The 13,905-nt window shown below is 70.9% G+C and carries 13 protein-coding genes; 9 read left to right on the forward strand and 4 right to left on the reverse strand.

Annotated features, from left to right (window positions below):
* Window positions 1–3: 3 nt before the first annotated feature.
* Entirely contained in the window at window positions 4–468 is a 465-nt protein-coding gene (locus tag OG429_RS28445; RefSeq protein WP_328928080.1) for a DUF3093 domain-containing protein, read from the reverse strand.
* Window positions 469–526: 58 nt separating this feature from the next.
* Between OG429_RS28445 and OG429_RS28450 the strand changes: the two genes are divergently transcribed.
* The 7 genes from OG429_RS28450 to OG429_RS28480 all read left to right on the forward strand — a co-directional run bounded on the left by OG429_RS28450 (window position 527) and on the right by OG429_RS28480 (window position 7,086).
* The gene (locus OG429_RS28450) at window positions 527–1,111 is read left to right on the forward strand and encodes a PaaI family thioesterase (protein ID WP_328928081.1); all 585 of its coding nucleotides are present in this window, start codon (window positions 527–529) and stop codon (window positions 1,109–1,111) included.
* Window positions 1,111–1,647 carry a dUTP diphosphatase gene (gene dut / locus OG429_RS28455; RefSeq protein WP_328928082.1) on the forward strand — a complete coding sequence of 179 codons (537 nt, stop codon included), beginning with the start codon at window positions 1,111–1,113 and terminating at the stop codon, window positions 1,645–1,647. The genes OG429_RS28450 and dut overlap by 1 nt, the downstream gene beginning before the upstream one ends.
* Window position 1,648: 1 nt before the next feature.
* Complete coding sequence (locus tag OG429_RS28460; RefSeq protein ID WP_328928083.1) at window positions 1,649–2,437, forward strand: DUF3710 domain-containing protein; 789 nt, start codon at window positions 1,649–1,651, stop codon at window positions 2,435–2,437.
* 183 nt (window positions 2,438–2,620) lie between these two features.
* On the forward strand, window positions 2,621–5,230 hold the full coding sequence (locus OG429_RS28465; protein ID WP_328928084.1) for a sensor histidine kinase KdpD: 2,610 nt from the start codon (window positions 2,621–2,623) through the stop codon (window positions 5,228–5,230).
* Window positions 5,227–5,913 carry a response regulator gene (locus tag OG429_RS28470; protein ID WP_328928085.1) on the forward strand — a complete coding sequence of 229 codons (687 nt, stop codon included), beginning with the start codon at window positions 5,227–5,229 and terminating at the stop codon, window positions 5,911–5,913. Before OG429_RS28465 ends, OG429_RS28470 begins: the two co-directional genes overlap by 4 nt.
* Window positions 5,914–5,937: 24 nt before the next feature.
* Window positions 5,938–6,357 carry an OB-fold nucleic acid binding domain-containing protein gene (locus OG429_RS28475; RefSeq protein ID WP_328928086.1) on the forward strand — a complete coding sequence of 140 codons (420 nt, stop codon included), beginning with the start codon at window positions 5,938–5,940 and terminating at the stop codon, window positions 6,355–6,357.
* Between the two features lie 3 nt (window positions 6,358–6,360).
* A complete protein-coding gene (locus OG429_RS28480) occupies window positions 6,361–7,086 on the forward strand; it encodes a DUF3159 domain-containing protein (RefSeq protein WP_328928087.1) in 726 nt (241 codons plus the stop codon).
* A gap of 125 nt (window positions 7,087–7,211) precedes the next feature.
* Here OG429_RS28480 and OG429_RS28485 read toward each other — a convergent pair whose 3' ends face one another.
* On the reverse strand, window positions 7,212–7,874 hold the full coding sequence (locus tag OG429_RS28485) for a potassium channel family protein (RefSeq protein WP_328928088.1): 663 nt from the start codon (window positions 7,872–7,874) through the stop codon (window positions 7,212–7,214).
* Window positions 7,871–8,539: a potassium channel family protein gene (locus OG429_RS28490; protein ID WP_328928089.1), complete on the reverse strand. Its 669-nt coding sequence runs from the start codon at window positions 8,537–8,539 to the stop codon at window positions 7,871–7,873. The genes OG429_RS28485 and OG429_RS28490 overlap by 4 nt, the downstream gene beginning before the upstream one ends.
* Window positions 8,540–8,736: 197 nt before the next feature.
* On the opposite strand from OG429_RS28490, the gene OG429_RS28495 reads away from it, so the two are divergent.
* Both OG429_RS28495 and OG429_RS28500 read left to right on the forward strand, forming a co-directional pair.
* Window positions 8,737–10,785 carry an APC family permease gene (locus OG429_RS28495; protein ID WP_328928090.1) on the forward strand — a complete coding sequence of 683 codons (2,049 nt, stop codon included), beginning with the start codon at window positions 8,737–8,739 and terminating at the stop codon, window positions 10,783–10,785.
* Window positions 10,786–10,928: 143 nt separating this feature from the next.
* Complete coding sequence (locus OG429_RS28500; protein ID WP_328928091.1) at window positions 10,929–12,266, forward strand: class I SAM-dependent RNA methyltransferase; 1,338 nt, start codon at window positions 10,929–10,931, stop codon at window positions 12,264–12,266.
* Between the two features lie 288 nt (window positions 12,267–12,554).
* On the opposite strand, the gene OG429_RS28505 is transcribed toward OG429_RS28500, so the two are convergent.
* Window positions 12,555–13,781 (reverse strand): DNA sulfur modification protein DndB, encoded by a 1,227-nt coding sequence (locus OG429_RS28505; RefSeq protein WP_328928092.1) that lies wholly within the window; start codon window positions 13,779–13,781, stop codon window positions 12,555–12,557.
* Window positions 13,782–13,905 lie beyond the last annotated feature (124 nt).

The following is a 13,905-nucleotide window of genomic DNA, read 5'->3' on the forward strand; positions in this document are numbered from 1 at the left end:
GGGTCAGACCGTCTGCCCGCGCGCGGCCCGGAGGGCGGCGACCAGGGCCTGCGGCTCGCGGGTGGAGACGTAGACGTACGGGGTCGGGTCGGCCGGGTCGGTGACCTCGACGCGGACCGCGGTCGGCACGTAGCTGCGCATCAGCATGAAGGCGCGGGTGTCGGCCTTGTACGTGCGCCAGGCGCGCGACTCCTCGGCGTCCAGGACCTCCGGTTCCCCCAGGGCCGTCACCGGGATCCGCGCGTCCCCGACCGCCAGCGCGCCGTTCACCACGCGCACGCGCGCGGAGCCGTACGAACTCACCAGCAGCCCGGCCAGCGCGGTGCCCCCGACCAGTCCGGCCAGCAGAGGCAGCGTGCCCAGCGGCAGCAGCATCAGCGCGCACGCGAGCCCGGCCAGTACGGCGATGGCCCACCAGGAGCGGGGGGCGGTCAGGCGTTCGTCGTGGTGCGCGGGGGAGAGCTGCATGTGGTCAAGCCTGCCACGGGGCGACCGGTGGGTAGCCGCGCGGGTAAGGTCTGCGGCTGTGAGTGGACGAAACACAGCGTTGACGCCTCCGGCCGACGCGACCGCGCCGGTCAGGCACCCCGATGCCCCGGCGCCCGGAGAGCTCCTCGGTGCGCACTACGAGCACTGCTTCGGCTGTGGCGAGGGCCAGCCGCACGGACTCCACCTGGAGGCCCGTGCCGGTGAGGGCGTGCGCGTCACCGCCGAGTTCACCGTCAAGCCGGCGCACCAGGGAGCCCCCGGCCTCGCGCACGGCGGCGTGCTGGCCACCGCGCTCGACGAGACGCTCGGCTCGCTGAACTGGCTGCTGCGCGTCATCGCCGTGACCGGGCGGCTGGAGACCGACTTCGTGCAGCCCGTGCCGGTGGACACCGTGCTCTACCTGGAGGCCGAGGTCACCGCCGTGGCCGGGCGGAAGATCTACTGCACCGCGGTCGGCCGGACCGGCGGCCCGCTGGGCCCGGTCGCCGTGCGCGCCGACGCCCTCTTCATAGAGGTGAAGGTCGACCACTTCATCGACAACGGACGGCCCGAGGAGATCCGGGCGGCGATGGCCGACCCGGACCAGGTCAGGCGCGCACGCGCTTTCGAGGTGAACCCCTGATGTCCCTGAACGAGAACGCCCCGGTCGACGTGCTGATCCGCCGCGTCGACCCCGAGGTGCCCCTCCCCGCCTACGGTCACCCCGGCGACGCCGGCTGCGATCTCGTGACCACCCAGGCCGCCGAGCTGGCACCCGGCGAGCGGGCCGTGCTGCCCACCGGGGTGTCCATCGCCCTGCCCGACGGGTACGCGGCCTTCGTGCACCCGCGGTCCGGGCTGGCCGCCCGCTGCGGGCTCGCGCTCGTGAATGCCCCGGGGACGGTGGATGCCGGGTACCGTGGGGAGATCAAGGTGATCGTGGTCAATCTCGACCCTCGCGAGAGCGTCAGGTTCGAGCGTTTCGACCGCATTGCCCAGCTGGTTGTCCAGCGGGTCGAGAAGGTGCGCTTCCACGAGGTGGCGGAACTTCCCGGCTCGGCCCGGGCCGAGGGGGGTTTCGGCTCCACCGGCGGTCATGCGGCCGTGGCCGGATCCGGCGCTGGTCAGCAGGGTGGGAATGGCTACGCTTCGGTCGTAACCGACCGGGAAGGACAGTGACGTGTTCGGACGTCGCAAGAAGAACGACTCCGCCAAGGACGGCGGCGCGGCCGAGCAGGTCGATGGCCGCGAGTCCGGCCTGGATGCCGGCGAGCAGGACGGCGCCGGGGAACCCGACGCCGAGCCGCGCCGGGTGAACCTGCCTCCGGCCCCGCGGCCCGACGGCCCCTGGGACATCTCCGAGGTGCTCGGCGACCCGGCCGACGGCCGGGTCGACCTGGGCGGCATCCTCGTACCCGGTGTCGAGGGCATGGAGCTGCGGGTCGAGGTCGCCGGTGACGCGATCGTCGCCGCGACCGTCGTCCTGGGCGACAGTGCCGTACAGCTGCAGGCCTTCGCCGCGCCCCGCAAGGAAGGCATCTGGGGCGAGGTCCGCGAGGAGATCGCCGCGGGCATCACCCAGCAGGGCGGCATCATCGACGAGGCCGAGGGCCCGCTGGGCTGGGAGCTGCGTGCGCAGGTGCCCGTACCGCTCCCGGACGGGCAGACCGGCGCTCAGCTGGTCCGCTTCGTCGGCGTCGACGGTCCGCGCTGGTTCCTGCGCGGTGTCATCTCCGGCCAGGGCGCGGTGCGCCCCGAGTCGGCGGGTGTCCTCGAGCAGATCCTCCGCGACACCGTCGTGGTCCGCGGCGACGGCCCGATGGCCCCCCGCGACCCGATCGTCCTGAAGCTGCCGAACGACGCCCAGATGGTGCCGGACGGCGTGCAGACGGAGGACCAGGAAGGCTCCCGTTTCGGCGGCGGCATGGGCCAGCTGGAGCGCGGCCCGGAGATCACCGAGGTCCGCTGACCGAGGTGTCACCCCCGCGCGCGGGGGCAGACGTGCGTTTTCGGCCGGTGGGCCCTACTCCTTCGGGGTGGGGCCCACCGGCTTTCGCGCCCACGGCAGGACCCGCGTCAGGGTTCCGTCAGGGATGGGCGTCCGGCCCCTCATCGGTGCGTGGAGCGGGCCGGCGTCCCCGAGAATGGGCGCATGGGACGCGGCAAGCTACGGATCTATCTCGGCGCGGCACCCGGTGTGGGCAAGACCTACGCGATGCTCTCCGAGGGCCACCGCCGGGTGGAGCGGGGCACCGACTGCGTCGTCGGATTCGTCGAGCACCACGGGCGGCAGCGCACCGAGGTCATGCTGCACGGCCTGGAACAGGTGCGGCGCAGGGAGCTCACGTACCGCGGAGCGGCCTTCACCGAGATGGACATGGACGCGCTCCTCGCCCGCAGACCCGCCGTCGCGCTCGTGGACGAGCTCGCGCACACCAACGTGCCGGGCTCGCGCAACGCCAAGCGCTGGCAGGACGTCGAGGAGCTGCTGCGGGCCGGCATCGACGTCGTGTCGACCGTCAACATCCAGCACCTGGAGTCGCTCGGGGACGTCGTCGAGTCGATCACCGGGGTGCGGCAGCGGGAGACCGTGCCGGACGAGGTGGTCCGGCGGGCCGACCAGATCGAGCTCGTCGACATGTCTCCGCAGGCGCTGCGGCGGCGGATGGCGCACGGAAACGTCTACCGGCCCGACAAGGTCGACGCGGCCCTGTCCAACTACTTCCGCCCCGGCAACCTGACCGCGCTGCGCGAGCTCGCCCTGCTGTGGGTGGCCGACCGGGCCGACGAGTACCTCCAGCAGTACCGGGGCGAGCACGGCATCCACTCCACGTGGCAGGCGCGGGAGCGGATCGTCGTCGGGCTCACCGGAGGCCCGGAGGGGCGCACGCTCATCCGGCGCGCCGCCCGGATGGCGGCCAAGGGCTCGGGCAGCGAGATCCTGGCCGTCTACATCGCCCGCAGCGACGGCTTGACCGCCGCCTCGCCGAAGGAGCTCGCGGTTCAGCGGACCCTGGTCGAGGACCTGGGCGGAACGTTTCACCATGTGATCGGCGACAACGTCCCCGAGGCGCTGCTCGCCTTCGCCCGGGGGGTCAACGCCACCCAGATCGTGCTCGGCTCCAGCCGCCGCAAGGCCTGGCAGTACCTCTTCGGCCCCGGGGTCGGCGCCACCGTGGCCCGCGACTCGGGGCCCGACCTCGACGTCCACATCGTCACGCACGAGCACGCGGCCAAGGGGCGCGGGCTGCCCGTGGTCCGCTCGGCGGCCCGGCTGGGGCGGCCCCGGACCGTGGCCGGCTGGGTGGTGGGCGTGGCCTTCCCGGTGCTGCTGTGCCTGCTGCTCACGCACGTCGACGCGGACCTCGGGCTCGCGAACGACATGCTGATCTTCCTGGCGCTGACGGTGGCGTCCGCGCTGCTGGGCGGGCTCTGGCCGGCCCTCGCCTCGGCCGCCCTGGGCTCGCTGCTGCTGAACTACTACTTCGCACCGCCGCTGCACCTGTGGACCATCGCCGACCCGAAGAACATCGTCGCCGTCGCCGTCTTCTTCGGGGTGGCCGTCTCGGTGGCCTCCGTGGTCGGCGTGGCCGCCCGGCGCACCCACCAGGCCGCGCGGCTGCGCGCCGAGTCCGAGATCCTGTCCTTCCTCGCCGGGAGCGTGCTGCGCGGCGAGACCACCCTGAACGCGCTGCTGGAGCGGGTGCGCGAGACCTTCGCCATGGAGTCCGTGGCCCTGCTGGAGCGGTCCGGCGACACCGAGCCGTGGAAGCAGGCCGGCAGCGTCGGCCCGAACCCCGCCGCCCGGCCCGAGGACGGCGATGTGGACATGCCCATCGGGGACCACATGGCGCTGGCCCTGACCGGGCGGGTGCTGCCCGCCGAGGACCGCCGGGTGCTCGGCGCCTTTGCCGCCCAGGCCGCCGTGGTACTGGACCGGCAGCGGCTGGTCGGGGAGGCGGAGGAGGCCCGTCGGCTGGCCGAGGGCAACCGGATCCGGACCGCGCTGCTGGCCGCCGTCAGCCACGACCTGCGTACCCCGCTGGCCTCCATCAAGGCCTCGGTGACGTCCTTGCGCTCCGACGACGTGGAATGGTCCGACGAGGACCGGGCCGAGCTCCTCGAAGGCATCGAGGACGGCGCCGACCGGCTCGACCACCTGGTGGGCAACCTGCTCGACATGTCCCGGCTGCAGACCGGCACCGTCACCCCGCTGATCCGGGAGATCGACCTCGACGAGGTGGTCCCGATGGCGCTGGGCGGCGTACCGGAGGACAGCGTCGTGCTGGACGTGCCGGAGACGCTGCCGATGGTGGCGGTGGACCCGGGACTCCTGGAGCGGGCCGTGGCCAACGTGGTGGAGAACGCCGTGAAGTACAGCCCGGCGGGGGAGCGGGTGCTGGTGGCGGCCAGCTTCCTCGGCGACCGGGTCGAGGTGCGGGTCGTCGACCGCGGGCCCGGCGTGCCCGAGGAGGCCAAGGACCGGATCTTCGCGCCCTTCCAGCGGTACGGGGACGCGCCGCGCGGCTCCGGGGTGGGCCTCGGACTCGCGGTCGCCCGGGGCTTCGCCGAGGCCATGGACGGCACCCTGACGGCCGAGGACACCCCCGGCGGCGGGCTGACCATGGTGCTCACCCTGTGCGCGGCCGCCCGGGAAGGCCGGAACACCGGTGCCGGCACCGCATCCGGTGCGGAGATAGTGGAACGTGATCACGAACGTGATCGGAACCGACAGGTACGACAGAAGGCAGGACCTCAATGACCCGGGTGCTCGTGGTGGAAGACGAGCCGCAGATCGTCCGAGCCCTCGTGATCAATCTGAAGGCACGCACGTACGAGGTCGACGCGGCGGCCGACGGGGCGAGCGCCCTGGAACTCGCGGCGGCCCGCCACCCCGACGTGGTCCTCCTCGACCTCGGCCTGCCCGACATGGACGGCATCGAGGTGATCAAGGGCCTGCGCGGCTGGACCCGGGTGCCGATCCTGGTCCTCTCCGCCCGCCACACCTCCGACGAGAAGGTCGAGGCGCTGGACGCGGGCGCCGACGACTACGTCACCAAGCCCTTCGGCATGGACGAGCTGCTGGCCCGGCTGCGCGCCGCCGTCCGGCGGGCCGAGCCGGCCGCCGGCTCCGGCGAGGACGAGGTGGTGGTGGAGACCGACGGCTTCACCGTGGACCTGGCCGCCAAGAAGGCCGTGCGCGAGGGGCGCGACGTACGGCTCACGCCCACCGAGTGGCACCTGCTGGAGGTCCTGGTGCGCAACGGCGGCAAGCTGGTCAGCCAGAAACAGCTCCTCCAGGAGGTCTGGGGGCCCTCGTACGGCACGGAGACGAACTACCTGCGGGTCTACATGGCGCAGCTGCGGCGCAAACTGGAGGCGGACCCCTCGCACCCGCGGCACTTCATCACCGAACCGGGCATGGGATACCGCTTCGAGAGGTAGTGCGGGCGCCGGTACGCTTCCTGTATGAGTGCTGAACCGCGTCCCGAGATGCCCGTGAAGCCTGCCAGGCCGGCGGGCCGGTTCCGCCGGATGATAGAGCGGCTGTCCTCCTCGCAGGAGGAGCTGCATTCGGCGGAGCTGCAGGAGGACGCAGAAGCCGCGGGGTGCACGCGGATCTGCGACTGCCACGACCGCCAGATAGTCAAGGTGACCGGAACGCTGCGCACGGTCACCCTGCGCCCGCGCGCGGGCGTCCCCGCCCTGGAGGCGGAGCTCTTCGACGGCTCGGCCGCACTGGACGTGGTCTGGCTCGGGCGTCGCTCGATCGTGGGAATCGAGCCCGGCCGGCGCATGATCGCCTCAGGGCGGATCTCCATGACCCACGGCCGTCGGGTGCTCTTCAACCCGAAGTACGAACTCCGACCGCTCGGACAGGAGCACTGACCGGTGACGTCATTCGACAAACCGACCACCCCAGACCCCGCCGCCGGTTCCGCCGAGGACCAGAAGGCGGTGACGCAGGCGGCGCTCTTCGACGCCTTCGGCGGCATCCGGGGCACCGTGGAGACGATGCTCCCCGGGCTCCTCTTCGTCATGATCTACACGATCAACAAGGACGTGAAGCTGTCCGCCATCGCGGCGGGCGCGGTCGCGGTCCTTCTGGTGATCGTGCGGCTGCTGCGCAAGGACACGGTCAAGCACGCCTTCAGCGGCGTCTTCGGCGTGGGCGTGGGCGTGGCCTTCGCCCTGTTCACGGGCAGCGCGAAGGGCTTCTACCTGCCGGGCATGATCTACGGTGTCGGCCTGGGCGTGGCCTTCACGGTCTCGGCGCTGGTGGGCTTCCCGCTGCTGGGGGTGATCCTGGGCCCGGTCTTCAAGGAGAACCTGTCCTGGCGCACCCGCAACCCCGGACGCAAGAAGGCCTACGTCAAGGCCAGCCTGGCCTGGGGCCTGATCTTCCTCGCCAAGTACGCGATCCTCTTCCCGCTGTACTGGTGGGGCGACGCGACGCAGCTGGGCTGGGTGCTGATCGCGCTGAAGCTGCCGCCGATGGTGCTCGCGGTGTACTTCACGTGGGTGTTCCTGGCGAAGGCCCCGCCGCCGATCGATGTGATCGCGGAGTGGGAGGCCAAGGAGGCCGCCGAAGCCGCCGCCGGGAAGCCGGGGGCCTGAGACCTGCTGCCGCCGCCTCTGCCGCTGCCGCTGAGGGGCGGTATCCGACGGTGACGCGAAGGGGGCGGGGTGACCATCCGGTCACCCCGCCCCCTTCGCGTCACTTCAGGTGTCTCTTCGCTTCCTCAGCGACGGGCCTGGAGGAGGTCCTCCAGCTGTTCCTCGCGGGCCTGGGCGGCCACGAAGAGGAGCTCGTCGCCGGGCTCCAGGGTCTCCTCCGCGTGCGGGGTCAGGACCCGGTTGCCGCGGATGATGGTGACCAGCGAGGTGTCCTCGGGCCAGGTGATCTCGCTGATCTGGGTGCCCGCGACCGAGGAGTCGGCCGGCAGGGTCAGCTCGACGAGGTTGGCGTCGCCGTGGCTGAAGCGCAGCAACCGGACCAGGTCGCCGACGCTGACGGCCTCCTCGACCAGGGCCGACATCAGGCGCGGCGTGGAGACCGCGACGTCGACGCCCCAGGACTCGTTGAAGAGCCACTCGTTCTTCGGGTTGTTGACGCGGGCCACCACGCGCGGGACCCCGTACTCGGTCTTGGCGAGCAGCGAAACGACGAGGTTGACCTTGTCGTCACCGGTCGCCGCGATGACCACGTTGCAGCGCTGCAGCGCCGCCTCGTCCAGCGAGGTGATCTCGCAGGCGTCGGCCAGCAGCCACTCGGCCTGCGGTACCCGTTCCACCGAGATGGCGGTCGGGGCCTTGTCGACCAGGAGCACCTCGTGGCCGTTCTCGAGCAGCTCACCCGCGATGGAGCGGCCCACCGCGCCCGCTCCGGCGATCGCGACCCTCATGCGTGTGCCTCCTCAGGCCCCTCGGCGAAGGCCGCCTCGACCTTGTCGATCTCGTCCGTGCGCATCATCACGTGGACGAGGTCGCCCTCCTGAAGGACCGTCGCCGACGTGGGCAGCATGGCTTCGCCCAGTCGGGTGAGGAAGGCGACACGAACGCCGGTCTCGTCCTGCAGCCGGCTGACCTTGTGGCCTATCCAGGCGGCCGAGGTGTGCACCTCGGCGAGCTGCACACCGCCACTCGGGTCGCGCCACAGCGGCTCGGCACCCGAGGGCAGCAGGCGGCGCAGCATCTGGTCGGCGGTCCAGCGCACCGTGGCGACCGTCGGGATGCCGAGGCGCTGGTAGACCTCGGCGCGCTTGGGGTCGTAGATGCGGGCCGCGACGTTCTCGACGCCGAACATCTCACGGGCGACACGCGCGGCAATGATGTTGGAATTGTCACCACTGCTGACGGCCGCGAAGGCTCCCGCCTCCTCGATTCCCGCCTCGCGCAGGGTGTCCTGGTCGAAGCCGACCCCGGTGACGCGGCGGCCGCCGAATCCGGCGCCCAGCCGGCGGAATGCGGTGGGGTCCTGGTCGACGACAGCGACCGTATGCCCCTGCTGCTCCAGGGTCTGCGCGAGGGCGGAGCCCACTCTTCCGCAGCCCATGATGACGATGTGCACGGCCGTCCTTCCGGCTGTCAGCGCTCGCTGGTTTCCAGCCTTATTGCATGCTCTGGCTTCACAGGGTCTCAGACCATGGCCCAAGCTACACACGGGTGGTCACCAGTGTGACCTCTTGGTGTGCAGTCGGTGGTGAATTGCGGCGGGAAGGGGTGGGGGGTTCGTCAGCCGGATTTCGAACGCTTACGATCCTCTGCGTGTCCAAACTGACCGACCTGCCCAAACGGATCCTGATCGGCCGGGCGCTACGCAGCGACCGCCTCGGGGAAACTCTCCTTCCCAAGCGGATCGCCCTCCCTGTCTTCGCGTCCGACCCGCTCTCCTCCGTGGCATACGCCCCGGGCGAGGTTCTGCTGGTCCTGTCGATCGCGGGCGTGTCGGCGTACCGATTCAGCCCGTGGATCGCCGTCGCGGTCGTGGTGCTGATGTTCACCGTGGTCGCCTCGTACCGCCAGAACGTCCACGCCTACCCCAGCGGCGGCGGCGACTACGAGGTCGCCAACACCAACCTGGGACCCAAGGCCGGTCTCACGGTCGCGAGCGCGCTGCTCGTCGACTACGTGCTGACCGTCGCCGTGTCGATCGCCTCGGGCGTCGAGAACCTGGGCTCGGCCGTTCCCTTCGTGGTCGAGCACAAGGTGCTCTGCGCCGTCGGAATGATCGTGCTGCTCACGCTGATGAATCTGCGCGGCATGAAGGAATCCGGCAAGCTCTTCGCGATTCCGACCTATGTCTTCGTCGCGGGCGTATTCATCATGATCGCGTGGGGTGCCTGGCAAGGCCTCGTCCTCGGCGACACGATGAAGGCGCCGACCGCCGATTTCGAGATCAAGGCGGAACACGAGGGGCTGGCCGGGTTCGCGCTGGTCTTCCTGCTCCTGCGTGCCTTCTCCTCCGGTTGTGCCGCCCTGACCGGCGTCGAGGCGATCAGCAACGGCGTACCCGCCTTCCGCAAGCCCAAGAGCAAGAACGCGGCGACGACGCTGGCCCTGATGGGCGCCCTGGCCGTGACCATGTTCTGCGGCATCATCGGCCTGGCCATGGCCACCGACGTCAGGATGGCCGAGAACCCGGCCACCGACCTGCTGGTGAACGGCACCCCGGTCGGCCCCTCGTACGTCCAGAACCCGGTGATCTCCCAGGTGGCCGAGGCCGTCTTCGGCGACGGCTCGTTCCTCTTCATCCTGCTGGCCGCCGCCACCGCGCTCGTGCTGTTCCTCGCCGCGAACACGGCGTACAACGGCTTCCCGCTGCTCGGCTCGATCCTCGCCCAGGACCGCTACCTGCCGCGCCAGCTGCACACCCGCGGCGACCGGCTCGCCTTCTCCAACGGCATCGTCCTCCTCGCGGGCGCCGCCGCGCTGCTCACCTGGCTCTACGGGGCCGACTCGACGAAGCTCATCCAGCTCTACATCGTCGGCGTCTTCGTGTCCTTCACGCTCAGCCAGACCGGCATGGTCCGGCACTGGAACCGTCACCTGAAGGCCGAGAAGGACCCCGCCAAGCGCCGCCACATGATCCGCTCCCGCGCGATCAACGCCTTCGGCGCCTTCTTCACCGGCCTGGTCCTGGTCGTCGTCCTCGCCACCAAGTTCACCCACGGAGCCTGGGTCGCCCTGCTCGGCATGGTGATCTTCTACGGCACGATGACGGCGATCCGTAAGCACTACGACCGGGTCGCCACCGAGATCGCCGCCGCCGAGGAGCGCCCCGACGAGTACGTGCGCCCCTCGCGGGTGCACTCCGTCGTCCTGGTCTCCAAGCTCCACAAGCCCACCCTGCGGGCCCTCGCCTACGCCAAGCTGCTGCACGCCAACCGGCTGGAGGCGCTCAGCGTCAACGTCGACGAGGCCGAGACCAAGGCCCTCAAGGAGGAGTGGGAGCGGCGCGGGATCAACGTCCCGCTGAAGATCCTCGACTCGCCGTACCGGGAGATCACCCGCCCCGTGGTCGAGTACGTGAAGGGGCTGCGCACCGAGAACCCGCGCGACGCGGTCAGCGTGTACATCCCCGAGTACGTCGTCGGCCGCTGGTACGAGCACCTGCTGCACAACCAGAGCGCGCTGCGGCTCAAGGGCAGGCTCCTGTTCACCCCCGGCGTCATGGTCACCTCGGTGCCCTACCAGCTGCGGTCCTCGGAGCTCGCGAAGAAGCGGGCGAAGAAGCGGGCGGAGTGGAACGCCCCCGGCGCGGTGCGCCGCGGCCCGGTGGACGCCCCGCGCCCGAAGACCCCGGCGGGGAAGTAGCGGCGGCGGAGCACCGGCGGCGAAGCACCGGCGGCGAAGTCGGCCGCCGGACAGGGTTGGCGAACGGCCGGACGAGATCCACGTAAACTGGTGGGTCGGTCGTCCGGCCGTTCCCCGTTTCAGTTTTTTGGAGTCTCCCCACCATGACGAGCGCCGAGCAGAACGAGAAGCAGTCACTGGTCGGGGAGGAGTACGAGGTCGAGGTCGGCCCCGTCGCGCACGGCGGTCACTGCATCGCCCGGACCGCCGAGGGCCGCGTCCTGTTCGTCCGCCACACCCTGCCGGGCGAGAAGGTCGTCGCGAAGGTCACCGAGGGCGACGTGGACTCCCGCTTCCTGCGCGCCGACGCGATCACCGTGCTGGAGGCCTCCAAGGACCGCGTCGAGGCGCCCTGCCCCTACGCCGGCCCCGGCAAGTGCGGCGGCTGCGACTGGCAGCACGCCAAGCCCGGTGCCCAGCGCCGGCTCAAGGGCGAGGTCGTCGCCGAGCAGCTGAAGCGGCTCGCGGGGCTCACCCCCGAGGAGGCCGGCTGGGACGGCACCGTCATGCCGGCCGAGGGCGACAAGCTGCCGGCCGGGCAGGTCCCGCAGTGGCGCACCCGTGTGCAGTTCGCCATCGACGAGGACGGCAACGCCGGTCTGCGCAAGCACCGCTCGCACGACATCGAGCTGATCGACCACTGCATGATCGCGGCGCCGGGCGTCAGCGAGCTGGGCATCGAGAAGCAGGACTGGCCCCAGATGGCCACCGTCGAGGCCATCGCGGCCTCCGGCTCGAACGACCGCCAGGTCGTCCTCACCCCGCGTCCCGGCGGCCGTCTTCCCCTCGTCGAGCTGGACAAGCCGGTCTCGGTCCTGCGGGTCGAGGAGAAGGACGGCGGGGTCCACCGCGTCCACGGCCGCCCGTTCGTACGGGAGCGCGCGGACGGCCGTACGTACCGCGTGGGCATGGGCGGCTTCTGGCAGGTCCACCCGCAGGCCGCCGACACCCTGATCAAGGCCGTCATGCAGGGCCTGATGCCGCGCAAGGGCGAGATGGCCCTCGACCTCTACTGCGGCGTCGGCATCTTCGCGGGCGCACTGGCGGAACGCCTGGGCGACACGGGCGCGGTGCTCGGCATCGAGTCCACGAAGCGCGCGGTCGAGGACGCCCGGCACAACCTGGAGGACTTCCCCCGGGTCCGCATCGAGCAGGGCAAGGTCGAGACGGTCCTCCCGAAGACCGGCATCACGGAGTGCGACCTGGTCGTCCTGGACCCGCCCCGCGCGGGCGCCGGCAAGCAGACGGTCCGCCACATCGCGGGCCTCTCGGCCCGCCGCGTCGCCTACGTGGCGTGCGACCCGGCGGCCCTGGCCCGCGACCTGGGCTACTTCAAGGAGAACGGCTACAAGGTCCGCACGCTGCGCGTCTTCGACCTGTTCCCGATGACGCACCACGTGGAGTGCGTCGCGATCCTGGAGCCGATCGCCAAGGGTGCCTGACCTGCTGTTTCTCGGAATTCGTCAGCTGCTCGACCTGTTTCCGCGCACGCAACGCGTGGAGCGCTGCCGGAACCGGTAGAGGCTGCCTGACCTGCAGTTTCAGTAGAGAGCGCCGCGATCGTCGCTGGGGGTAGCGGGACGCTCTGCGAGCTGCTGACGCTCAAATGACGCACGTTCCGAAGCTCCATCACGTCGGCCCGGCCGCGTCCACGGACGTGACCGGGCCGATTGCGGGGCCAACGCCGGGACCGAAACGAGGCCCCGGGCCGACATGGGCAGTTGGCGTCGTTACCAGCCGCGGATCTTGCGCCCGTACTCCGTGTCCGGGTGGAGCAGGGCATCTGCGACCCGACCGCCGGAATCCTTCGCGCCGCCACCGAAGTTGAGGACGCCGGACGAGTTGGCGCTGGCGGCAACCCCGTCCCAGTACGCCGCCTCCCGCTCCCATCGCACCGGCTCCAGCAGGGCGAACAGCTCCTCCTCGGTCAGCGGCAGGCCGGAGGTGGCCCAGCCGGTGGCCTGGTGCGCGGCGATGCCGATACCGGCGAGCACTGCGGGTGCGGAGACGGCCGTGCGTGCGGCGAGGTACGGATAGAGCTGCTTGACCAGGCCCGCCAGCAGCGGCACCAGATGCCTCTCCGCCTCTTCGTTGGACACTCCCTGGGGCAGGGCGTCTTCGTGGAGGGTGGCGGAGGTCAGCCCCAGCCCCGCCCGTCCGTGCAGGGCGCAGATCACCAGAACGCGCAGCGCGGACAGGGTGACCAGCTCCGGGTCGGTCTTCGTCAGCTGGCGCTTGCGCGCCTGCACCAGCTTGCCGAAGGGGATGACCTTCCCATCATGCTCGACCTTCACCGTCTCGCCGATCCGGTGGGCCAGCTGGGTGCCGAGGTCGCGCTGGTCCATCGACATGGCCAGGTTCTTGGCGACGGGCACTCCCTCGACGTTGCGGTCGTAGAAGATCTGCCGCGCGGCCTCGACCGTGAGCCCGAAGTACAGCTCGTAGGGCAGCCGTACGGTGCTGAGCTTCTCGTACGTGACGCCGTACCGCTCCGGGTTGTCGTAGAGCTCGTGCCAGGCCGTGACCTGGGTTTCGCCGTCGATGGCCACGACCGGAGAACCAGGCAGCACGGTGACGGTGCGGATGCCGCTGCCGGCGATCAGTTCATCGCCCACCGCTCCCGGCTGCCCGTCCAGCCACAGGGTGATCGGGGGAGTGGACCAGCCGGATCCGTGCTCGCCGTTGACGCCGGAGGCGATGTACGCGGCGTACGAGGTGACGTTGCGGCCCTTTTGGGTCGACTTCAGCATGCGCTGCACCAGGGCGCGCACTTCGGCGTGCCGGCGCAGGGTTCCGGACGCGTACTTCAGGGCGCGCTGGTCCTCCTCGGCGCGCGGGGACGGGACGAGCTGGAGCAGCGTGGGCAGCCCCATCGTTCCGATCACGGCGTCGGGGCGGAACGGCATCACGGTGAGCTGGGTGCCTTCGACGACGGCCGTGGGCATGGTGAGGCGCATGGGTGGGTCCCCTCGGGTGTGGACGAGTCGCTGCGAGTGGAAGCGTCACCAGATAAGCATGAACGTGAAAGCATCGTCAAACAACTTGCTTGATTTGACGTTCGCTGTAAGGTGTTAACTGTTC

It is taken from the genome of Streptomyces sp. NBC_00190 (assembly GCF_036203305.1).
Classification (GTDB): Bacteria; Actinomycetota; Actinomycetes; order Streptomycetales; family Streptomycetaceae; genus Streptomyces.